General features: G+C 71.7%; 17 protein-coding genes. 1 reads left to right on the top strand and 16 read right to left on the bottom strand.

Features of this window, described 5'->3' with window-relative positions; translation table 11 throughout:
- Positions 1 to 81: 81 nt before the first annotated feature.
- From infB to KK087_RS13935, 11 genes are all read right to left on the bottom strand, one after another.
- Positions 82 to 2,934 carry a translation initiation factor IF-2 gene (gene infB / locus KK087_RS13985; protein WP_214530879.1) on the bottom strand — a complete coding sequence of 951 codons (2,853 nt, stop codon included), beginning with the start codon at positions 2,932 to 2,934 and terminating at the stop codon, positions 82 to 84.
- Positions 2,935 to 3,008: 74 nt separating this feature from the next.
- Positions 3,009 to 3,320, bottom strand: coding sequence for a YlxR family protein (locus KK087_RS13980; protein ID WP_111235072.1), 312 nt, complete (start codon positions 3,318 to 3,320; stop codon positions 3,009 to 3,011).
- A 68-nt stretch (positions 3,321 to 3,388) separates the two neighbouring features.
- Complete coding sequence (gene nusA, locus KK087_RS13975) at positions 3,389 to 4,384, bottom strand: transcription termination factor NusA (protein WP_214530877.1); 996 nt, start codon at positions 4,382 to 4,384, stop codon at positions 3,389 to 3,391.
- 203 nt (positions 4,385 to 4,587) lie between these two features.
- On the bottom strand, positions 4,588 to 6,339 hold the full coding sequence (locus KK087_RS13970) for a proline--tRNA ligase (protein ID WP_214530876.1): 1,752 nt from the start codon (positions 6,337 to 6,339) through the stop codon (positions 4,588 to 4,590).
- Between the two features lie 514 nt (positions 6,340 to 6,853).
- Positions 6,854 to 8,008 carry a flavodoxin-dependent (E)-4-hydroxy-3-methylbut-2-enyl-diphosphate synthase gene (ispG, locus tag KK087_RS13965; protein ID WP_171907786.1) on the bottom strand — a complete coding sequence of 385 codons (1,155 nt, stop codon included), beginning with the start codon at positions 8,006 to 8,008 and terminating at the stop codon, positions 6,854 to 6,856.
- A 56-nt stretch (positions 8,009 to 8,064) separates the two neighbouring features.
- Positions 8,065 to 8,625 (bottom strand): cysteine hydrolase family protein, encoded by a 561-nt coding sequence (locus KK087_RS13960; protein ID WP_214530875.1) that lies wholly within the window; start codon positions 8,623 to 8,625, stop codon positions 8,065 to 8,067.
- On the bottom strand, positions 8,622 to 10,100 hold the full coding sequence (locus tag KK087_RS13955; RefSeq protein WP_214530874.1) for a purine-cytosine permease family protein: 1,479 nt from the start codon (positions 10,098 to 10,100) through the stop codon (positions 8,622 to 8,624). Before KK087_RS13955 ends, KK087_RS13960 begins: the two co-directional genes overlap by 4 nt.
- A gap of 24 nt (positions 10,101 to 10,124) precedes the next feature.
- Complete coding sequence (locus KK087_RS13950; protein ID WP_214530873.1) at positions 10,125 to 11,459, bottom strand: M50 family metallopeptidase; 1,335 nt, start codon at positions 11,457 to 11,459, stop codon at positions 10,125 to 10,127.
- Positions 11,460 to 11,583: 124 nt separating this feature from the next.
- Entirely contained in the window at positions 11,584 to 12,696 is a 1,113-nt protein-coding gene (gene dxr, locus KK087_RS13945; protein WP_214566107.1) for a 1-deoxy-D-xylulose-5-phosphate reductoisomerase, read from the bottom strand.
- A gap of 2 nt (positions 12,697 to 12,698) precedes the next feature.
- Positions 12,699 to 13,670, bottom strand: coding sequence for an FKBP-type peptidyl-prolyl cis-trans isomerase (locus KK087_RS13940; RefSeq protein WP_214530870.1), 972 nt, complete (start codon positions 13,668 to 13,670; stop codon positions 12,699 to 12,701).
- Positions 13,671 to 13,676: 6 nt separating this feature from the next.
- Positions 13,677 to 14,246 carry an OsmC family protein gene (locus tag KK087_RS13935; RefSeq protein ID WP_250901135.1) on the bottom strand — a complete coding sequence of 190 codons (570 nt, stop codon included), beginning with the start codon at positions 14,244 to 14,246 and terminating at the stop codon, positions 13,677 to 13,679.
- A 6-nt stretch (positions 14,247 to 14,252) separates the two neighbouring features.
- Between KK087_RS13935 and KK087_RS13930 the strand changes: the two genes are divergently transcribed.
- Complete coding sequence (locus KK087_RS13930; RefSeq protein WP_214530868.1) at positions 14,253 to 15,245, top strand: asparaginase; 993 nt, start codon at positions 14,253 to 14,255, stop codon at positions 15,243 to 15,245.
- A 17-nt stretch (positions 15,246 to 15,262) separates the two neighbouring features.
- Here KK087_RS13930 and KK087_RS13925 read toward each other — a convergent pair whose 3' ends face one another.
- The 5 genes from KK087_RS13925 to KK087_RS13905 all read right to left on the bottom strand — a co-directional run bounded on the left by KK087_RS13925 (position 15,263) and on the right by KK087_RS13905 (position 22,931).
- Complete coding sequence (locus tag KK087_RS13925) at positions 15,263 to 16,135, bottom strand: hypothetical protein (RefSeq protein WP_214566105.1); 873 nt, start codon at positions 16,133 to 16,135, stop codon at positions 15,263 to 15,265.
- Between the two features lie 64 nt (positions 16,136 to 16,199).
- Positions 16,200 to 18,080 (bottom strand): zinc-ribbon domain-containing protein, encoded by a 1,881-nt coding sequence (locus tag KK087_RS13920; protein WP_367575438.1) that lies wholly within the window; start codon positions 18,078 to 18,080, stop codon positions 16,200 to 16,202.
- Complete coding sequence (locus KK087_RS13915; protein WP_214566095.1) at positions 18,077 to 20,551, bottom strand: TgpA N-terminal domain-containing protein; 2,475 nt, start codon at positions 20,549 to 20,551, stop codon at positions 18,077 to 18,079. The genes KK087_RS13920 and KK087_RS13915 overlap by 4 nt, the downstream gene beginning before the upstream one ends.
- Positions 20,548 to 21,861, bottom strand: coding sequence for a DUF58 domain-containing protein (locus KK087_RS13910; protein ID WP_250893312.1), 1,314 nt, complete (start codon positions 21,859 to 21,861; stop codon positions 20,548 to 20,550). The genes KK087_RS13915 and KK087_RS13910 overlap by 4 nt, the downstream gene beginning before the upstream one ends.
- Before the next feature lie 98 nt (positions 21,862 to 21,959).
- Positions 21,960 to 22,931 carry an AAA family ATPase gene (locus tag KK087_RS13905; RefSeq protein ID WP_214530858.1) on the bottom strand — a complete coding sequence of 324 codons (972 nt, stop codon included), beginning with the start codon at positions 22,929 to 22,931 and terminating at the stop codon, positions 21,960 to 21,962.
- Positions 22,932 to 22,995: the final 64 nt, after the last annotated feature.

Below are 22,995 nucleotides of genomic sequence, written 5' to 3'. Positions count from 1 at the left end.
CCCGCCGGTGGTCCTGCGTGGGAAAGGGGTCGGGCCCCGGCCTCCCGCGTGGGGAGGCCGGGGCCCAGGGTAGTCACGCGATCAGTCGCGCGGCTTCTCGACGAGTTCGGTCGTCTCGACCTCGTCGCCGATCTGGATGTCGTTGAACTTGCCCAGACCGATACCGGCTTCGAAGTCCGTGCGGACCTCGGTCACGTCGTCCTTGAAGCGACGCAGCGACTCGATGGCCAGGCCATCGGCGATCACCACACCCTCGCGGATGACGCGCGCCTTGGCGTTGCGCGTGATCGTGCCGGAGCGGACGATGACACCCGCGATGTTGCCGAACTTCGAGGAACGGAACACCTCGCGGATCTCGGCGACGCCCGACTGGACCTCTTCGTACTCCGGCTTGAGCATGCCCTTGAGGGACTGCTCGATGTCGTCGAGTGCGTTGTAGATGACCGAGTAGAAGCGCACGTCGATGCCTTCGCGCGCCGCACGCTCACGGGCCTTGACGTCCGGACGGACGTTGAAGCCGATGACGATGGCGTTGTCGATCGTGGCGAGGTCGATGTCCGACTCCGTGATCGCACCGACACCGCGGTGCAGGATGCGGAGCTGGACACTGTCGTCGACCTCGATGTCCAGGAGCGACTGCTCGAGTGCCTCGACGGCACCGGAGACGTCACCCTTGATGATGAGGTTGAGCGACTCGACCTTGCCCTCTTCGAGCGCACGGGTGAAGTCCTCGAGCGAGATGCGCTTGCGCGACTTCGCCAGCAGGGCGTTGCGCTCGGCCGCTTCACGCTTCTCAGCGATCTGACGGGCCGTACGGTCTTCCTCGGTGACGAGGAAGGTGTCGCCGGCGCGGGGCACCGAGGACAGACCCTGCACCTGGACCGGGCGGCTCGGCGTCGCGGCCTTGACCGCGACCCCGTTCTCGTCCGTCATCGCACGGACGCGGCCGTAGGCCGTGCCCGCCACGATGGCGTCACCGACGTGCAGCGTGCCGGACTGGATGAGGACCGTGGCGACTGCACCGCGACCCTTGTCGAGCCGGGCTTCGATCGCCACACCACGTGCGTCCTTGTCGGGGTTGGCACGCAGGTCGAGACCGGCGTCCGCGGTGAGCAGCACGGCGTCCAGGAGCTCCTGGATGCCGATGTTCTGCCGCGCCGACACGTCGACGAACATGACATCGCCGCCGTACTCCTCAGCCACCAGGTTGTACTCGGTGAGCTGCTGGCGGACCTTGGCGGGGTTCGCGCCTTCCTTGTCGATCTTGTTGACCGCGACGACGATCGGCACACCGGCCGACTGCGCGTGGTTCAACGCCTCGATGGTCTGGGGCATGATGCCGTCGTCCGCCGCGACCACGAGGATCGCGATGTCCGTCACCTGGGCACCGCGGGCACGCATGGCCGTGAAGGCTTCGTGACCCGGGGTGTCGATGAAGGTGATCGGGCGGTCGATGCCCTCGTGCTGCGCGACGATCTGGTAGGCACCGATGTGCTGGGTGATGCCACCGGCCTCGCCCTCGACGACCTTGGAGTTGCGGATCGCGTCGAGCAGTCGGGTCTTACCGTGGTCGACGTGGCCCATGACGGTGACGACCGGGGGACGCTGCTGCAGGACGGAGTCGTCCTCGTCGGCGTACTCGGCGTCGATGTCGATGTCGAAGCCCTCGAGGAGCTCCTTGTCTTCGTCCTCGGGCGAGACGACCTGGATCTTGTAGCCCAGCTCGTCACCGAGGACCTCGAACGTGGCCTCGTCCAGCGACTCGGTCGCGGTCGCCATCTCACCGAGGTGGAACAGCACCGTCACGAGGTTGCCCGGCATAGCGTCGATCTTGTCCGCGAAGTCCGAGATGCTCGCACCGCGACGGAGTCGGATGACCGTGTTGCCGTCGCCACGAGGGACCTGCACACCGCCGAGCGACGGCGCCTGACGCATCTCGTACTCGGCGCGCTTCGTCCGCTTCGACTTGCGGGCACGGCTCTTGCCGCCACCGCGACCGAACGCACCAGCGGTACCACCGCCGGGGCCACGACCACGGCCACCGCCACCGGCGGGACGCGGGCCGCTGAAGGCCGGACGCGGGAAGCCGCCACCGGCACCGCCGCCGGCACCCGGACGGGCACCGGGGCCGCCACGGCCGCCACCCTGGCCCGGGCGCTGCCCGAAGCCGTTGGGACGGTTGCCCTGACCGGGGCCACCCGGACGCGGAGCACCCGGACGGGGCGTGCCCGGACGCGGGGGCTGCGGACGCGGGATGCCACCGCCACCGGCTGCGCCGGCGGCCGGGCGCTGGCCCATGCCCTGGTTGGACGAGTACGGGTTGTTGCCGGGGCGCGGCGGGCGCGAGCCCATGCCCTGGTTCGACGAGTACGGGTTGTTGCCCGGACGTGCACCGGGCTTGGGGCCGCCCGGCTTGGGACCGGCGGCCGCAGGGGCCTTCGGGCTGGTGCCCGGCTTCACCGCGTCGGACTTCGGTGCTGCGTCGGTCGAGCCGCCTGCCTGCTCGGCAGCCTGCTTCTCAGCGGCCTGCTTCTCGGCGCGGGCCTTCTGCGCAGCCTCGGCCTCGGCCTGTCGCTGGGCGACGGACTTCGGTGCGGCCGGTGCTGGCACGTCGGCGGCGGGCTCCGCCGGCGCCTCGGGCTCCGGAGCGGGTGCCGGACGAGCCGGACCCGGACGGGGGCCGCCGGGCTTGGGTGCACTCGACTTCGGCGCGCTGGCCTTGGCGGGTGCGCTCGGCGCGGACGCCGAGGCGGCGGGCTTCGCCGCGGGGGCGCCGTCTGCCTGGAGTGCGGCACGGAGCTTCCGTGCCACGGGGGGCTCGATGCTCGAGCTGGCACCCCGGACGAACTCGCCGAGCTCCTTGAGCTTCTCGAGTGCGGTCTTGCTGTCGACGCCGAGTTCGCTTGCGATCTCGTGTACGCGTGGTTTAGCCACTGTTCTCCTTCACGGGTCCCACCCCGTGAAGGGGCAGGACTCAATGGATGACGGGTCTCATTTCGAGCCGCTCATCAGTTGTCCATAAGCCGTTCAGCCTGTTCTGTCATGTCCGGGCGCTCGGTCGGCTCCTGTGGGAGACCGACGATGTGGTCGAGCACCGCGGACGTGTCGGGATCGCGATCCAACCGGAGCGCACGGCGGAAAGCCCTGCGCTTGACGGCCAGATCGTAGGCATCGACGGTCGGTGTGAGCCATGCTCCCCGGCCCGGCATGACTGCCTTCGGATCCGCCACGACACGACCGTCGCTCAGGGCGACGACTCGGAGGAGGGAGGATCGGGAAGCGCGACGACGACTGCCGATGCACGTTCTGACGGGAACCACTCTACTCCTTGCCTCGGACGTGCGCGATCCGGCGCGCCCTCGAGGGGCACGCCGGAGGCGAAATCGTCCTAGTCCTCGCCGTCCAGGATGGAGTCCGGCTGGATGTCGATGCGGGCACCGGTGAGCTTCGCGGCGAGGCGGGCGTTCTGCCCCTCCTTGCCGATGGCGAGCGACAGCTGGTAGTCCGGCACGAGTGCGCGGACGGCCTTCGTCGAGGCGTCGAGCACGAACGCGCTAGTCACCTTCGCCGGCGACAGGGCACTCGCTACGAACGACGCCAGGTCGGACGAGTAGTCGACGATGTCGATCTTCTCGGCGCCGAGCTCGTTCGTCACCGACCGGACACGCGCGCCGAGCTCGCCGATGCAGGCACCCTTCGCGTTGACGCCGGGCTCGTTCGCCTTGACCGCGATCTTCGTGCGGTGACCGGCCTCGCGGGCGAGCGAGGTGATCTCGACGACGCCGGACGCGATCTCCGGCACCTCGAGCGCGAAGAGCTTCCGGACCAGGCCCGGGTGCGTGCGCGACACGGTGATCTGCGGGCCCTTGTTGCCGCGGGCGACGCTCGTCACGTACACGCGGATGCGGGAGCCGTGCGTGTAGGACTCCCCCGGCACCTGCTCCTCGGGCGGCAGGATCGCCTCGATCGTGCCGAGGTCGACGTGCACCATCTTCGGGTTCGGGCCCTGCTGGACCACGCCCGCGACGATGTCGCCTTCCTTGCCGCGGAACTCACCGAGGATCTTGTCGTCACCGATGTCACGCAGGCGCTGGTTGATGACCTGCTTCGCCGCGAAGGCCGCGATGCGTCCGAAGTCGCTCGGCTGGTCGACGGCTTCACCGATGACGGTGCCCTCGTCGTCGAGCTCCGGGACGTAGACGCTGACCTCGCCCGACTTGCGGTCGAGTTCGACACGGGACTCCGCGTGGGCCGGCTCGCCGTTCTCGTCGGCGTGCTTCTGGTACGCGGTCAGGATGGCAGATTCGATGATCTGGACGAGTTCGTCGAACGGGATCTCCCGCTCGCGCTCCATGAGTCGCAGGACTGCGAGATCGATCTTCACCGAGGTGCCTCCGTATTCAGATGAGTCGCTCCTGCGGGGTGGAACTGCGCAGAAGTCGGCCACAAGCGTACCCCAGAACCAGGAGACGGACGGGAGGCCCGTGGCGGCGTCGCACCCCTCCCTCGCAGGCTCGCTCGGCGCGCCCCGCGTGACGCTGGCGCGTCACCGCTGAGCGGGGCGCGCCCGTCCGTCAGGGGTCGCGTCTAGATCGCGCGGACCGCGTCGAGCAGGTCGGCCACCGGCACGTCGCTGCGGTCGCCGGTCGCGCGGTCCCACAGCTCGACGACGCCGTCGGCGGCGCCGCGGCCGGCGACGACGACGATCGGCATGCCGAGCAGCTCGGCGTCACGGAGCTTCACGCCGGGAGACACCTTCGGGCGGTCGTCGTAGAGCACGTCGAACCGCTCGCCCTCGAGCTCGGCGACGATGGAGGCCGCCAGCTCGTAGGCGACCTGGTCACGGCCGGTGGCGACGATGTGCACGTCGAACGGGGCGACGTTCTTCGGCCAGGCCAGGCCCTTCTCGTCGTTGTGGGACTCGGCCAGGATCGCGAGGATGCGGGTCACGCCGATGCCGTACGAGCCCATCGTGACCGTCGCGAGCTTGCCGTTCTCGTCCTGCACCTTGAGTCCCAGCGCCTCGGCGTACTTGCGGCCGAGCTGGAAGACGTGCCCGATCTCCATGCCGCGCGCGGTCTCGAGGGGACCGGAACCGTCGGGCGACGGGTCACCGGCACGGACGTCGGAGACCTCGGCGACACCGTCGGCCACGAAGTCACGACCGGCGACGAGGCCGGACACGTGCACGCCGCGCTCGTTGGCACCGGTGATCCAGCTCGTGCCGTCGACCACGCGCGGGTCGACGAAGTAGCGGATGCCCGTGGCGCTCTCGGCACCGAGGACCTGCGGGCCGATGTAGCCCTTCACCAGTCCCTTGTGCTTCTTGAAGTCGTCGTCGCCGGCGGCCTCGACCTCGGCCGGGGCGAAGGCCACCTCGGCGCGCTTCAGGTCCACGTCACGGTCACCGGGCAGCCCGACGACCACGACCTCGCGCGTGCCGTCGAGGTGGGTGAGCGCGAGGACGACGTTCTTCAGCGTGTCCGCCGCGGTCCACGGGGCGCCGTCTCGCGGTGCGACCTCGTTCGCGTGGGTGACGAGGGTGTCGATCGTCGGGGTGTCCGCCGCCGGCAGCAGCACGGGCTCGGGCTGGCCGTCGATCGGCAGCGACTCGGGGACGGGGGTGACGTACGCCTCGACGTTGGCCGCGTAGCCGCCGGCGCTGCGGACGAAGGTGTCCTCGCCGACGCCGATGGGGTGCAGGAACTCCTCGGACTTGGAGCCGCCCATCGCGCCGGCGTCCGCCTTCACGATCACGTAGTCGAGGCCGAGGCGGGCGAAGATCTTCTCGTACGCGTCGCGCATGACCTGGTAGCTGCGCTCGAGGCCCTCGTCGGTGAGGTCGAACGAGTACGCGTCCTTCATCGTGAACTCGCGGCCGCGCAGGAGTCCGGCGCGGGGGCGGGCTTCGTCGCGGTACTTGTCCTGGATCTGGAACAGCGTGACCGGCAGGTCCTTGTAGGACGAGTACAGGTCCTTCACCAGGAGCGCGAACATCTCCTCGTGCGTGGGCGCGAGCAGGTAGTCGGAGCCCTTGCGGTCCTGCAGGCGGAACATACCGTCGCCGTACTCGGTCCAGCGGTTCGTCGCCTCGTACGGCTCGCGCGGCAGCAGCGCGGGCAGCAGGACCTCCTGCGCACCGGCGGCGACCATCTCGTCGCGGATGATCGCCTCGATCTTGGCGCGGACCCGGAGGCCGAGCGGCAGCCAGGCGAAGATCCCCGGGGACTGGCGACGGACGTACCCGGCGCGGACGAGCAGCCGGTGACTCGTCACCTCGGCGTCGGAGGGGTCGTCGCGGAGCGTACGGAGGAACAGATGCGAAAGCCGTGTGACCACGGGGCAAGCCTAGTGGCGGCGGACAGGCGACGCGGGTTCCCCGCGGTGTCCCCGCCGCTGGGCGTGCGGAGCGAGGTTCGGCACGGTGCGAGGTTCGGCGCGGTGCGAGGTTCGGCACGGTGCGCGGTTCGCTGGCTCGTGCGGCGGCAGCCGCTGGGTGCGCGCCTGCAGGCTCGCACCCAGCGATCAACCCGGCGGCCGCTCGCGAAGTCCGCACCGTGCGGAGGGGACGCGCGTCGAGCAGCCGCAGCGGGCCTCCGGGCCGGTCCGCGGTGCGTCGCGCGCGCCGCGGGCGACGCGGAGCAGAGCCGCACCGTGCGAGGTTCATCGGCCGGTGCGGCAGCAGCCGCTGCGTGCGCGCCTGCAGGCTCGCACGCAGCAACCAACCCGGCACGGAAGCACGAAGCACGCACCGTGCCGACCGGCGCCAACGCCAACGCCAACGCCGCACGACGACGGACCGGAGGCCCGGTGCCAGCTGGCACCGGGCCTCCGGTCCGGAGGGTGGTCGCGCCTACGGCGCCATGATCACCTGGGGCGTGCCGGTGGCCGCCGCCGGACCCATCTCGTCGGCGATGCGGTTCGCCTCGTTGATGAGGGTCTGCACGATCTCGGCCTCCGGCACGGTCTTGACGACCTGGCCCTTGACGAAGATCTGCCCCTTGCCGTTGCCCGAGGCGACGCCGAGGTCGGCCTCGCGCGCCTCTCCCGGGCCGTTCACGACGCAGCCCATGACGGCGACGCGGAGCGGGACGGTCATGCCCTCGAGCCCCTTGGTGACGTCGTTCGCGAGCTGGTAGACGTCGACCTGCGCGCGACCGCAGCTCGGGCAGGAGACGATCTCGAGCTTGCGCTCCCGCAGGTTCAGCGACTGCAGGATCTGCAGACCGACCTTGACCTCTTGCGCGGGCGGGGCGGAGAGCGACACGCGGATGGTGTCGCCGATGCCCTCGGCCAGCAGGATGCCGAACGCGGTGGCGCTCTTGATGGTGCCCTGGAACTCCGGGCCGGCCTCGGTCACGCCGAGGTGCAGGGGCCAGTCACCGGCGGCCGCGAGCTGGCGGTAGGCCTTGACCATGACGATCGGGTCGTTGTGCTTGACCGAGATCTTGAAGTCGTGGAAGTCGTGCTCCTCGAACAGGGAGGCTTCCCACACGGCGGACTCGACGAGTGCTTCGGGGGTGGCCTTGCCGTACTTCTGCAGCAGGCTCGGCTCGAGCGACCCGGCGTTCACACCGATGCGGAGCGAGACGCCGGCGTCCTTGGCTGCCTTGGCGATCGCGCCGACCTGGTCGTCGAACTTGCGGATGTTGCCCGGGTTGACGCGGACGGCGGCACAGCCGGCGTCGATCGCCTGGAAGACGTACTTCGGCTGGAAGTGGATGTCGGCGATCACCGGGATCTGCGACTTCTTCGCGATGATCGCCAGCGCGTCGGCGTCGTCCTGGGTGGGGACGGCGACACGGACGATGTCGCAGCCGGAGGCCGTCAGCTCGGCGATCTGCTGCAGCGTCGCGTTGATGTTCGTGGTCTGCGTCGTGGTCATCGACTGCACGGACACCGGGGCGTCGCCGCCCACGAGCACCTTGCCGACCCGGATCTGCCGCGACTTGCGACGCGGAGCGAGGGTTTCGGGGGACTTGGGCATACCGAGGTTGACTGCGGGCACGTGAGCACTCTACGCGCTCGGTCCGAGCGCGCCGGGTCCGGTCCCCGTGGGTTCGTTCAGAGGTCCTGGACGGAGTCGACGACCGTGATGAGCGGGGCGTAGAGCCGCATCACCGCGAGGGCGCGCTCGTGGTCCTCGTCGGTCCCGCCGGCGCAGGCGTCCGCGACGACGGTCACCGTGGCACCGGCGTCCGCCGCCGCCAGCGCGGTCGACAGCACGCAGCAGTCGGTCGACACGCCCGTCAACACCAGGTGCGGGTGGTCGCCGACGACGGCCTGGAGGCTCGTCCCCCACTTTCCGAAGGTCGGTTCCGTCACGACGGGGTCGTTCCGGTCCGCGGCTGCGGACGCGAACGGCTCGGTGAGCGCGTACAGCGGGTCGGTGTCGGGGACCAGTGCGAAGGACCAGTCGCGGTAGTACGGCACCCAGGCACCCTCGGGCTGCGTCGGAGCGACGAAGCGGGTGAAGACCGTGCGGCCTGTGAAGCGCGGCAGCAGCCGTTCGATGCCGGCACCGGCGTGGTCGTACCGCGGTGTCGACCACGGGTTCTCGCCGGTGAAGACCTGCTGCATGTCGATGACGACGAGCCAGGCGTCGTCGGGGACCGCCGCGCTCATCGCAGGTCGTCCGGGGTGCCGATCGCTTCCTGCCGACGGATCGACCCGCGCGCGAACAGCAGCGTGCCGAGGAACCCGACGACCAGGGCGACGAGGACGCCGAGGTTCGCGTACGCCCAGGGCCCCTCGCGTCCGCCGAGGCCGAACGGGCCGAGCAGGTAGCCCTGCCAGTTGAGCCAGGACGGCACGCCGAGGGTGTTCGTGACCAGACCCCAGCCGAGCGCGGTGCCGAGCACGACGAGCGCGATCGGCAGCCACCGGACGTCGCCGTAGCGTCCGTGACGGTCGTCGAGTTCGGCCTCCGCGTAGGCGCGGCGTCGCAGGACGACGTCAGCGACGAAGATGCCGGCCCAGGCGGCGATCGGCACGCCGAGGGTGATGAGGAAGGCCTGGAACGGCGCGACGAAACTCGAGGCGAAGAACGCGATGTACACGGCGCCGGCGACCATGAACAGGCCGTCGACCCCGGCGGCGACCGGACGCGGGATCTTCACGCCGACGCTCAGGAGCGCCAGTCCGGACGAGTAGATGTCGAGCACCGCGCCGCCGACGAGCCCGAGGATCGCGACGATCGCGAACGGGATGAGGAACCACACCGGCAGGATCGTCGTCAGGGCGCCGATCGGGTCGTTCGCGATCGCTGCCTGCAGGTCCGGCGACGAACCGGCGAGCATGACACCGATCACCACGAGGATCGCCGGCGCGAGGGCGCCGCTGAACGTGGTCCACCCGACGACCCCACGGGTCGAGGCCGAACGGGGCAGGTACCGGGAGTAGTCGGCCGCGGCGTTCACCCAGCCGAGTCCGAAGCCGGTCATCACCAGGACGAGGGCCCCGGTCACGCTCTGGGCGCTGCCCGACGGCAGAGCGCCCAGCGTCGCGAAGTCGATCGTCGGCGCAGCGAGCACGATGTAGACGACGGTCAGTACGGCCGTGACGACGGTGATGACCGCCTGCAGACGCATGATGACGTCGAACCCGGCGATCCCGGCGCCGACGATGAGGGCCGCGACGACGACCAGCGCGACGACCTTCGTCAGGACCCCGCCGTCCCACCCGAGTTCGGTGAACACCGTCGAGGTGGCGAGCACGGCCGCCGCGGCGAGCGAGGTCTCCCACCCGACGGTCAGCACCCAGCTGAGGAATGAGGGCAGTCGGTTCCCGCGGACCCCGAAGGCCGCGCGGCTCAGTACCATCGTCGGCGCCGACCCGCGCTTGCCGGCGATCGCGACGATGCCGCAGAGCAGGAACGAGAAGGCCACCCCGATGACCGAGACGATCGTCGCCTGGGCCAGCGAGATCCCGAAGTCGAGGACGAACGACCCGTAGGCGAGACCGAGGACGGAGATGTTCGCCGCGAACCACGGCCAGAACAGTCCCCGTGGGGTGCCCTTCCGATCGGACTCGGCGATGACGTCGAGGCCCTGGCGCTCGACGGTGCGAACCTCGGGAGGGTTCGGGGCGGCTGTGGTCATCCGCTGAGCGTAGCGCCGGAGCGACTACCCGAACAGGTTCACCGGCCGCACGATGTCGGCGTAGATCAGCAGCGCGCTCATCCCTGCCAGCAGCACCACGACCACCATCGTCAGCGGCATCGTCTTCGCCAGGTCGATGGGCCCCGGGTCCGCCTTGCCGACGAGTTTGAACGACCGTCGCTTGATCGCTTCCCAGAGCGCACCAGCGATGTGTCCGCCGTCGAGCGGCAGCAGCGGCACCATGTTCAGCACGAACAGGCCGATGTTGAGCGAGGCCAGCAGCCCGAGGATCGTGTACGCCTTGTCGACGACGGGGACGCCGCTCATCGACGAGACCTCGCCGATCGCGCGACCAACGCCCACCACCGACACGGGGCTGTCCTGCGACCGCTCCTGGGCACCGAACGCGGCGTTCCACACGGCGACCAGGCGCTGCGGCAGGTCGATGATCAGGTGCGCCGACGCCGCGATCTGGGCGCCGGTCGCGGGCAGCACCTCGGCCGGGGACTGCCGCACCAGCGACTGGCCGATGCTGACCCCGACCACGCCGACGCGCTGGGTCTTCGTGGTGCCGTCGTCGTTCTTCACGACCTTGCCCTCGGCGTCGTAGACGTCGCGGGTGGCGGTCGTCGGGGTGATCTCGAGCGTCTTCTCCGCCCCGTCGCGCTCGACCACCACGGTGACCTGCTCGCCGGCGGACTCCTGGAAGACCTCGGAGACCCGCGCGATGGTGGGGTCCTGCTCGCCGTTCACCGAGAGCACGACGTCACCGGACGCGATCCCGGCCTGCTTCGCCGGGGACACCGCGTCGCCCGGCGAGCACTCGGTCGTCTGGCTGTCCGGCAGCACGCACGCGACACTCGAGGTGAAGGTCGTGGTCGGGGACCCGAACCCGCACAGCAGCACGCCGAACAGCACGATGCCGATCACCAGGTTCATGGCCGGACCGGCGACCATCACGATGATGCGCTTCCACGGCGTCAGCCGGTAGAAGGCTCGCGAGTCGTCCCCGCCGGAGTCCGCGATCTGCTCCGCGCTGGCCTGGCGGGCGTCCTGCACGAACGCGCCGTACATGCCGGTGTTCGTGATGGCGTTCGCCCGGCCCGAGGCGCGCGGCTTCAGCATGCCGACCATCGAGATGTAGCCGCCGAGCAGGATCGGGCGGATCCCGTACTCGGTCTCGCCCCGCTTGAACGACCAGATCGCCTTGCCGAAGCCCAGCGAGTACTGCGTCACCTTGACGTTGAAGAGCTTCGCGAAGGACAGGTGCCCCAGCTCGTGGAGTCCGATCGAGACCAGCAGGCCGATGATGAAGACGACCACGCCGAGGACGAAGAGCAGGACGGATTCGACGGTCACCGGGAAAGAGTACGGGACTGATTCCATGACGGAGCCGAGCGCCGTCTGAGAGGTGATCCGGGCCTCCCGTCCGTCGCCGTCCGCGGTCTGCCGCCTCCGCGTCGGACGGGAGGCGCGACTCGCGTCAGCGGGTCAGCGCGCGGTCCGCAGCGGTGCGGGCCCACTGCTCCGCCGCGAGCACGCCGTCGAGTGACAGCTCCCCCGCGGTGTGCTCCTCGACGATGCGCTCGACCGTGTCGACGATGTCCAGGAAACCGATCGCGCCGGCGTGGAACGCGGCGACGGCCTGCTCGTTCGCGGCGTTGAACACGGCCGGGAACGTCCCGCCCAGCTCACCCACCTGCTTCGCGAGGGCGACGGCACCGAAGGCGTCCTGGTCGAGGGGCTCGAACGTCCAGGTGCTCGCGGTCGTCCAGTCGAGCGGGACGCCGACCCCGGGCACCCGGTCCGGCCAGGCCAGGCCGAGGGCGATCGGCAGGCGCATGTCCGGGGGCGACGCCTGGGCGATGGTGGAGCCGTCGACGAACTCCACCATCGAGTGCACGATCGACTGCGCGTGCACGGTGACGTCGATGCGGTCGTACGGCACGTCGAAGAGCAGGTGGGCCTCGATGACCTCGAGCCCCTTGTTGACCAGGGTCGCGGAGTTCGTCGTGACGACGAGACCCATGTCCCAGGTGGGGTGCGCCAACGCCTGGGCGGGCGTGACGTCGCTGAGCTGCTCGCGGGTGCGCCCGCGGAACGGGCCCCCGCTCGCCGTCAGGACGAGCCGCTGCACCTCGGCGTCGGCGCCGGAGCGCAGCGCCTGCGCGATCGCGGAGTGCTCGCTGTCGACGGGCACGATCTGCCCGGGCGCCGCGGCCTGCTGCACGAGGGAGCCGCCGACGATCAGGCTCTCCTTGTTCGCGAGGGCGAGGGTCGCGCCGCTCTCGAGCGCTGCGAGCGTCGGGCCGAGGCCCACCGAACCCGTGATGCCGTTCAGGACGACGTCAGCCTCGACGCTCCGGACCAGTTGCTCGGAGTCGGCGGCGCCGAACGCGGTGTCACGGACGCCGAACCGGGCGGCCTGCTCGGCGACGAGGTCGCGGTTGCTGCCGGCGGTGAGGCCGACGACCTCGAAGCGGTCGGGGTTGCGGGCCACGACGTCGAGCGCCTGGGTGCCGATCGACCCGGTGCTGCCGAGGACGACGATGCGTCTGCGGTCCGGACCGGTGCTGCCGACGCGGCGGTCCGTCATGGTCAGCCCTTGGCGAGGATGTCGACCACGAAGACGAGCGTCGCGTTCTTCGGGATGCCCGAGCCCTCCTGCGGGTTGGCGCCGTAGGCGTCCTCCGGGGTGGCGACGATGAGGACCTGTGAGCCGACCTTCTGGCCGACGAGCCCGGTGACGAAGCCCTTGATGAGCGCGCTCTCCGACACCGTGAAGGTGGTGGGGACGCCCTTCGACCACGAGGAGTCGAACTCCTTGCCGGTGTCGTAGACGACGCCCTTGTACTGCACGAGCGCGGTGTCGCCGTCGGCGATGTCGGCGCCGTCGCCCTGCTTGAGGACCTCGACCGTGGTCTTGGTGGGTGCCTTCACGCCCTTGGGAACCGTGATCTCCGGCTCACCAGAGGCCTTGAGCGTGACCGTGGGCAGACCCGGGTCCTGGTCCTGCGGGGTGCCGTTCGCCTTGGTCGGCGTCTGCGCGACGACGTCGGCGACGACGACGATCTCGCCGCCGGTGTTGAAGCCGAGCGCGGAGGACTGGCCGACGGCGGCGACCCGATCGCCGACCTTCGAGCAGGCGAGGAGCGCGCCGAAGCCCGATCCGCCGACGGACAGCACCTGCGGGTTGCCCTCGTCGAAGCCGACGGTGCCGAGCTTCTTGGCGTCGGACGCCTCGTACACGCTGTAGGACACCTGCGCGTAGTCGCCGTCAGCGAGTGCCGCGCCCTTGCCCTTCACGAGCCGGGTGGCCTGGGGGGTCTTGGCGGAGAGTCCGGACGTGAACTTCACCGCGGGCGCCTTCGGTCCGCCGAACGACCCGGTCGCCTTGATGGCGTCGGACGACTTGCCCGGGTCGGGGCAGGAGGTGATCGCCGAGGCCGTGGCGCTGGCCGACGGGGTCGGCGAGGCGGAGGATCCGTTCGAACCGGAACCGGAGCAGGCGGCGAGTCCCAGCACGACGGCGGGGACGATGGCGATCGGGAGCAGGCGCAGACGCTTCACGAGGACCTAGTCTGCCCCACCTGTCGAAGAGTCCCCTGCCAATGACGCAGGTCGGACGACCAGCTGCGGCTCGTGGTGCACCGTGAACGCCACGGACCGTGCGATGAAGCAGAGCTCGTTGGCGGTGACGTGTGCGGCTTCGGCGTCGGCGACCCGGTCGGCCTCGAGGATCGTGACGACCGGGTGCAGGGTCGCCGCGGTGAGCTCGCCCGAGCCGTCACGGTTCAGGCGGAGGGACGCGGTCGCGGTGTCCCGGTAGTCGACGACCGTGAAGCCCTGCGTGACCGCCACGTGCAGGTAGCTGAGCATGTGGCACTGCGCCAGTGCCGCGACCACCATCTCCTCGGGGTTCCACCGGTCGCGGTCCCCGCGGAACGTCGGGTCGGCGGAGCCGGGGACGTCGGGCTTGCCGGTCGCCGAGACCACGTGCTCACGGCCGTAGTCGCGGTACCCGGACGTGCCGGTCCCGCGGTCGCCGGTCCAGCTGACGGAGACCTCGTAGGAGTGGTCGTTCACGGTTCGGCCCTTCTCGTCGGCGTCGGTCCGGCCGTGGCGGGTGTCCGCCTTGGCTAGCATGGCGGCATGACGGTGAGCCCCGAAGTCCGCACTGATCGCCATCCTCTCACCGCCGACGGTTCCGTCGAGCTGGCGGTGCTCGAACGCTCAGGGTTCGACGAGAGCCGACACATCGGGGCAGGTGTCGTCGTCGACGCGGCCGGCACCGTCATCGACGCCGTGGGCGACGTCGCCGCGAGCATCTACCCGCGCTCGACCATGAAGCCGTTCCAGGCGCTGGCGGTCCGAGGCGCCGGTGCGCTGTTCTCCGATGAGGAGCTCGTCCTCACCACCGCGAGCCACGCCGGCACCGCGGCGCACCAGGCCCTCGCCCTGCACATGCTCGAGTCGTTCGACCACGTCGAGGCCGACCTCGGCTGCCCGCCCGACATGCCCTTCGACCGCGGCACCGCCCGAACGATGGACGGTCCCCGCCGTCTGGCGATGAACTGCTCCGGGAAGCACGCCGGCATGCTCGCGGCCTGCCGGGTGAACGGGTGGGACGCGGCGACCTACCTCGACATCGAGCACCCGTTGCAGCGGCGGGTGCGCTCCGTGGTCGAGGAGTACACGCACGAGACCGTCGACCTGGTCGGTACCGACGGCTGCGGCGCTCCCGTGTTCCCGCTGACCCTGACCGGTCTGGCACGTGGGTTCGCCGGTGTCGTGGCCCGGGCCGACGGCGACTCCGCCGCGCTGACCGACGCCGTCCTCGCGCACCCGTGGGCGATCGACGGCGTGGGGCGTGCGAACACGGTGACGATCGAGCGGCTGCAGGTCCTCGCCAAGCTCGGTGCCGAGGGAGTGATGGTGATGGGCCTGCCCGGCGGTGCCGCGGTGGCGGTGAAGGTGCTCGACGGTTCGCAGCGTGCCGGCACCCTGGCGGCCCTCGCGCTGCTCGAGCGGAACGGGCTCGTCGCTGCCGACGGGGTCGCCGAGGTGCTCGCCGCGACCGGGGAGCCGGTGCTCGGCGGCGGCGTGCCCGTCGGGTCGGTCCGCGTCGGGGCCGGGCTGCGCTGACCGGTCGGTGCTGACCCTCATCCGGTGAGGAGCGGGAGCACCGGTGTCACCCGGACGGCCCGTGCCTGGTCGGGGCGTCGGACGGAGCAGCCGTAGCGCGTGACCTCGACCGCGACGTCCCAGTTGCGGGGCATCGATCCGAGCCCGGCGACGAGCACCACGGTGCCGTGCGGTCGGCCGTCCGCGGTGAGCCGGGCGACGACGGAGGTGCCCGGCGGCAGGGTCCGCATCGTCGGGCCACCGTCGGCAGCGGCCCCGGCGGCCCCGGTGGCCCCGCAGATCAGCGTGTCGCCGACGTCTCCGGTGTCGCAGTCCGGAGGCACCATGCCGATCGTCGCGGCGACGAACCCCGGCGAGACGGCCCACCGCAGCTCGTCGTCGTCACGGGCGGCTGCGGCTCGGAGCTGTTCGGCGAGTCCCCCGAACACGGCGTCGGCGAGCACCCCGGTACCGAGGACCACGACGTGGGACACCGGGTCGACCTCGAACACGCTGGCATCGGGCCCACACCCGTACCCGAGGACGAGCACGGCGGCTCCGTCGTCGTCGCCGGCCCCGACGAGGCGCTCCGGCGCGCCGGGGTGGTCCGGTCCTTCGGGGTGGTCCGGTCCATCGGGTCGGGCCGTCGCGTCGGGTCGGGCCGTCGCGTCGGGTCGGGCCGTCGCGTCGTACTGGCCTGGCGGCGGTGGTGCGACGACCACGACGGGGCCGATGCCGGTGCCGGACCGAGGTGACGCCGAGCGATGGAGCACGACGTCGACCAGGGCGCAGCAGGCGCCGCCAGCGAGCAGGACACCGTGTCCCAGCCCGCTGACCGGGGCCAGGAGCCCGGCTACGACGAGCACGATCGCGGCAGCGACGACCAGGCAGCGGGCGGTGAACGGGGACACCACCCCATCGCACCAGGCCGGGCCGATCAGCACCGGCGCCGAACGAGATCTGTGGAGAAGTCGCCTACTGCACCAGGAAGAACTGCTCGCCGATGTCGACGCGGGCGCCACGTTCGACCCGGTACCGACGCCCGGGCTCACAACGCCGGATGGAGCCGTCGATGTGCCGCACCACGGTGCCGTTGCCGGAGAACCGATCGGAGACCCACAGGTCATCGCCCTCACGGCCGAGCTCGAGGTGGGTCTTGGAGACCGACTTGCCCGGGTCGTGCACGGTCAGCAGGTCGTCGTACCGCTCCCCCGGCTGCGGGCGCGGCAGGCGGCCGAGGAGCCCGGTGCCGTGCACCCCGAAGCGTTCTCCGGTGCTGAAGTGCAGGACGAAGGGCGCCCGGGTCGGGGTCTTCGCGACGATGCGGGTCTCGTCGACGTCCTCGTCGAGGTCGTCGAGCGCGTCGGCCGCTGCGACGGGCTCCGAGCGGTCAGCGGGCGGCAGTGGGAGCGCGGGTCCGGTCGCCCCGGGGACCGGGGGCAGCGGCGCGGCGAGGGGCACGCCCGCGGTCGTCGCGGACGGCGCCGAGGACGGGGCCGTCGCGGAACCGGGCACCGGTGGGATCGGAGCGTGCGGCGCGGCGGGAGCATCGGACCGTGTCTCCGGCTCGGCCACCGGGGCCGCATGTGCCCCGCGGGGCCGTCGGCCCGGCTCGGACTGCTCGACTCCGGCGTGGACGGACTCGTCGTCGCGGACCGACTCGTCGTCCACCGGGATCTCGTCGTCCGGTTCGGCGGACGCATCGGACTCGACCGACGCGTCGTGCGCGTCAGCACCGTCGGCATCGGTGACGTCGGAATCCTCGGCTGCCCAGTCGGGTCGCGTCATCGGCAGCGGCATGACCGGGCCGGTGAACGCCGCGGTGACGGCCGGTCGGACGGCTCCGCACTCGCCGCAGAAGATGTCGTCGGGCTCGAGCCGGTTGCCGCAGACGTGGCAGATGGTCGTCTCGTGCATGCCGGGCGTGACGAGCGGGGCCGGACGCGGGGGCCGACGGTCGACCAGAGGCTCGACGACGGCGGTGTCCCCGGGTTGCGGGGGCGACACGACGGCTGGCTGCTCGGTGGCGGGTGCCTGGGCGGCGCTCGGATCCGAGGCAGCGACGACGGTCTCGTCGTGGTCCGGCTCGGGGGCGTCTCGATCGTCCTGAGCGGGGGCCGCCTGCTCGGCGGCTGGCTCTGCAGGAGCGTCCGGCATCGGCGGGACGGCCGGATCGGCCGGAGCGTCGGCAGCGGCCGGGGTGCCGCGACCCACCCACCAGGACGGACCGGCGGGTGCAGCGGGCGGCGCGGTGGACGCCGGCGGAGCCCAGACCGGCGCGGTGGGCTCGGCGACCGGCCGTGGTGCGACCGGTTCCGGCGCGACGGGCTGAGCGGGGGCAAGCTGGTCGGCCACGGGCAGCTCGACGTCGTCCACAGGGGTGGCGGGGGTCGCCGGGGCGAGACGCGTGTGCTCGGGGTCGTCGGCGTCGACGGGTCCGGACGGGTACGCGTCCGGGTCGAGCGCAGGCTCCGGGTCCGACTGGGCCGGGGCTCCCGACCAGTCCTCGAGCCCGGATCCGGCACCGTGCACGTGCGACGGGGCCTGCCGCGGGGCGAAGTCGTCGGGGCGCTGCACCGGAACGGGTGCGGGCGGCTCGGTGCCCCTGCGGTCGGCACCGGTGAGCCAGGCGCGGGTGGCGGGGTCGAGGGTGGCCTCGGGCAACCAGGCGTCGGACGCCGGGTCGGACCGTCGGCCGTGGGCGTCCGGCTGTTGCAACGGTGGCGGCGGTGCCTGTTCGACGGGGGTCGGCGCGACCGGGCGACGGCTGGCCGCGGCGGTGACCGCGCGTCCGCACTCACCGCAGAAGATCGCCCCGTCCGGGAGCATCGATCCGCAGTGTTCGCATCTGATCACGTGGTGCCTCTGTCCTCACTCGGCCGTCCACGACGCTCGTCCGGCCTCTGGCCATCGTAGTCGCCGTGCCCCGACGCACCCTGGCCGCCGGTTCCGCGTCGACGACCGGGTGCCGGACGTCCACCGGATCCGCGCAGCGATCGGAGCGAGACCGCGGTCCGGAACCGCTCTCGTCTGGTGCGGCCGGTCCGCAGCGAACCGATCGCGTCGTCCGTCGCCGCCCACATGCGGTCCGAGGTGGTCCGGTCGACGTCGCTCGGCCCGAAGACCGCCCGGTCGGCCAGCGCGGCGAGTCCGGCGCCACCGTCCCCGGGTGCGCCGACGACCGTTTCGCGGCGGGTGGCGGAGCGACGCACGTCGTGCCCGCGGTCCAGCAGGGCGTCGCGGTACTCGTCCCATGCGCCGACGATGCGGCCGCGGGGTGTCCCGGCGTTCCGCCGTCGCCGACGCCGCAGCCGCTTCAGCAGGACGATCACGACGAACGGCAGGAGCACGAGGGCGACCACGCCGAGGGTGCCGAGCGCCCAGGGCAGCACCGCGAGGAGGATCTGCAGCCACAGCGGTTGCACCGGCGGCGTGTTGCGGTCGCTCTCCGGTGGCGCCTGCTGGTCCTGGTCCTGCCGGTCGACCGGGGGCGGCGGCACGACGGTCTCCGGTCGGGTCACCGGCTGCGGCGTCTGCTGCTGTTCGTTCGGGATCTCCCGCACCTCGGGGTTGGGGTCGAGCATCACCCATCCCCACTGGGCGGTGTCCACCTCGATCCGGGCGGTGACGTCCGAACCGCGGAACGTCGTCGTGCCGCCACGCTGCGCGGTGCCGCCAGTGCCCGAGTCTCCCCCGGCCGTGAAGCCCATCACGACCCGCGCGGGGAACCCGATCTCGTCCGCCATCAGTGCCGCGGCCGCGGCGTACTGCTCCTGGTCGCCGATCATCAGGGGCGAGGTGAGCAGCTCCTGGAGGCGGTCGGCGCCGTGACCGGAACGGCTCATCCGGTCGTCACCGACGCCGTGGCTGACGTACCCGTTCCGCTGGAGCGCCTGCAGCGCCGCGAGCAGTTTCGCCCCGGGCGCCGACTCGCTCTTCGTCGTCGACTCCACGGTGTCGCGGACGGCCTCGGGGACGTCGCGCGCGGTGGGCACGGCGGCGCTCCCCGGTCGCGCGGCGGCGAGCTGTCGTTCCGTCGGCTGGTCGGGCACCACGGCAGTCAGGTCGTAGGACGTCCGGGCACCGACACCGCCGACCACGGCTCCGGTGCTGGTCGACCCGTTGTAGAAGAAGGCACCGCGCTCGTCGTCGGCGTCTGGTCCCGTGAACTCCACGCGCTCCAGGTCGCCCACCGTCGGCAGCCACACACCGCGGTACCCGTCGACGGTCACCCCGACGTCGACGGTGGTGCCGCGCACGCCACGCACGTCGACGGCGGTCGGGACGCGTTCGAAGGTGCCGGACCCGGAGGAACCGTCCGCGCCACCGACGCGGTAGACCACGCCGTCGTAGGTGTCGAGCGTCGCGATGCGGACGAAGCCGTCCTCGGGCAGTCCGGTCACCCGGAGTTGCGTCGCGTCGGCCGCGTCGGACCCCTCGTAGGCGCGGAACCCACTGAGCGGACTGACGTAGTCGCGGGGGTCGAACGGCTTGACGACGTCGGTGCGGGCGACGGTGCGGTCCCCCGATGGCGGCGCCACGAGGCCCAGCCCCGTCGCCACGACCGCCGCGGCCACGATGGTCCCCGTCCCCACGAGCGCGGGGCGGACGATGGACCGTGCGACCGGCACGCTCGAGCCGATGGTGGTCGCCACCGCGACCGCGCGCCGCGCGTGCCGCACCGTCAGCGCCCAGACGAGAGCGATGCCCACCAGGACGACGGCCGTCACGATCGACGTGTCCATCCGGCTCGGTCCGACGACCACGCCGACCGCGAAGAGCACCAGTGCCGGGATGCTGGCGAGTTCCTGCCTGGAGGCGCGGGTCGCCACGCTCACGGCCGTCACCGTGGCGACGAGCAACGTCACGAAGTAGGGCACGAGGAGCGCCTCGTACGACCCCACCGGCAGACTGATGGTCACCAGCTGCTTCCAGCCGAGGGCGACGCCGGCGAAGAGGTCGAGGAGCCCGCGTCCGGTGGGCAGCAGGCCGTTCGCCTGCACGGGCACCGCGGCCGGGACCCCGGTGAGCGTGAAGGCCGCGACCGTCGCGATCGACACCACGGCCATCGGGAGCCGCAGCACCGTGCCGAGCAGTGCGACGAGCGTGCCGGCGACGATCGCGGTGGCCGCTGCGGTGATCATCGCGCCGTCGCGGTACACCGGCCACCAGGACGTGCTCGCGACGGCCAGCAACAGCCACACCGCCAGGGTGCCGCCGGCCAGCCGGAACGGGACGAGCCGTCGGGCGTCGCGTCGGTCGGATCGGCGGGTCGAACGCCTCGCCCGGTCCGCCGGGACCGGGGTGGTGACGGGTGCCGCGCTCACGCTGCCGACGCCGATCGGTGCAGGGCGTGCCGGAGGTCGTCCAGGTAGCCGACGGTCATGACCGTGAGGCCGGCGACCCGCAGGAACCGGGGCTGGGCCTCGGGCTCGCAGATCACCGCGACGACCTCGACGCCGACCGGGAACCGCGTGGCGGCGAGCCGGAGGGCCGCGAGTCCGACGGTCGACCCCACCACGAGGAACGCGACGGAGATGCCATCGGTGTCGCTGCCGACGATCCGGGACACCTCGGCGATCGGCAGGCAGGCGTCGGCCAGACCGACCGACGCGAAGTCGTCGAGCAGGCGCGTCGGGGTGACGGTGGGGAGCGTCCGGACGGCGTACACCGCACGCTTCGCGAACTCCGGCGTGCGCTGCGACACCACGACCGAGACCTCGCGGCCGTCCCGGATCGCGCGGGCGCCCAGCGACGCCGCTGCACTCACCGCGAGCTCGAACTCCTCGTCGTCGGCGAACTCGGAACGGGCGATGCCGAGTGCGACCACGAGGTGCGAACGCCGGGTGTCCTCGAACTGCCGGACCATGAGCGCGCCCGACTTGGCGGTCGACTTCCAGTGGATGGTGCGCGGGTCGTCACCGGGCATGTACTCGCGGATGGCGTGGAAGGCGATGTCCGCCGGCGACAGGTCCGTCGTCGCCTGGCCCTCGAGGTCGCGCACCAGACCCGTGCTGGTCGACGGGATCGCGATGGTGCGGGGGTGCACGATGACCTGCTCGCGGGCGGTCCAGACGACTTCGCGACGGACGAGTCCCACCGGGTCGGCGCGGACACCGGTCACGGGTCCGACGTCGAGCACACCTCGACGGATCGTGGGGACGGGGACCTGCCGCTCGAAGGCGCCGTGCGGGCCGATCACGGGGATGGCGACGTCGACGAGCCCGGAGCCGACGGGCACCTCGACGGTGGTCGGCACCGAGGGCAGACGCGTGGGGTTCTCGGCCGTCACGATCACGCCGGCCTCGTCGCCGACGGCCACGCGGTGCTGCGGCAACCGCATCCGGATCGCCAGCCGCGACCGTCCGATCAGCGCCACCGCCGCGACCACGGCGAGCACGGCACCGGCGAACCCGACGACGACGATCTCCCGCAGGCCGAACCGGTAGCCGGCGACGAACGCGACGAGCGTGAGCGCGGCGACCGTCCACCCGAGCCCGGTGACGACGGACGAGACCTCGCCCCAGAGACGCAGGACGAGCCTCCAGACCGTTGCCCAGAGCCGGACGATCCCGATGACCGCATCGGCCGCGACGCCCTCGCGGTCCCCGACGATCCGCGTGCGGACGTTGGTCATGCCGGTGACCGTCCCCGTGCGCTCGTACGCCGTCGTGCCACGACGCGACCGCGTCGAGGACGGACGACGCGAACGCGTGGAGACGGGCCGGCGGTCCGTCACGTCGTGACTCGGTCGGCGGGCGGCGGGGTCTCCACCAGGAGCTGCGCGATGACGCTCGGCGCGCTGACACCGTCGAACTCGGCCTCCGCGTCGAGCACCATGCGGTGTGCGAGGACCGGGACCGCCAGGGCCTTGACGTCGTCGGGCGTGACGTAGTGCCGACCGCTCAGGGCCGCCAGGACACGGGCGGCACGGATCAGGCCCATCGCTCCGCGGACGCTGACGCCGAGTCGGACCTCGCTCGCGGAACGGGTGGCGTCGACCAGTCGGGCGACGTAGTCGGCGATCACGGCGTCGACGTGCACGGTGCGTGCCAGCGCGGCCATCTCGGTGATCGTCGCGGCGGGCACGACGCTCGCCAGCGGGACGGACGCCGACGGAGCCGACGACGTCTCGAGGATCTTCACGGTGGCGGCGTGGTCGGGGTAGCCGATGGACGTCTTCATGAGGAAGCGGTCGAGCTGCGCCTCCGGCAGCCGGTACGTGCCGGCCTGCTCGATCGGGTTCTGCGTCGCGATCACCATGAACGGGGCGGCCAGACGGTGGTTGACGCCGTCGACCGTGATCGCGGACTCCTCCATGGCCTCGAGCAGCGCGGACTGGGTCTTCGGACTCGCACGGTTGATCTCGTCGGCCAGCACGATGTTCGCGAAGACCGGGCCGCGGTGGAAGTCGAACTCCTGCGTGCGCTGGTCGTAGACGCTGATGCCGGTGATGTCGCCCGGGAGGAGGTCGGGCGTGAACTGGATGCGGTTCGTCGTGCCCTGCACGCTCTGCGCCATTGCACGAGCGAGGCTCGTCTTGCCCGTGCCGGGGACGTCCTCGAGGAGCAGGTGCCCCTCGCTGAGCATCGCCGTGACCGCGAGGCGGATCACGAACGTCTTCCCGAGGAGCACCTGCTCGACGTTGGTCACGATGCGGCCTGCGACGTCGGCGAACCAGGTGGCCTGCTCCGGGGTCATGCTCATGCGTGGTGGTCCTTCGGTCGTGGCGGGAGGTGCGGCGGAGGGCGGGTTCGGAGCGGCGGGGGTC

The organism is Curtobacterium aurantiacum, from assembly GCF_018598555.1.
In the GTDB taxonomy this organism is placed as follows: Bacteria; Actinomycetota; Actinomycetes; order Actinomycetales; family Microbacteriaceae; genus Curtobacterium; species Curtobacterium aurantiacum.
The sequence above is the reverse complement of the archived record's forward strand: the minus strand, read 5'-3'. Positions and strand labels throughout refer to the sequence as shown.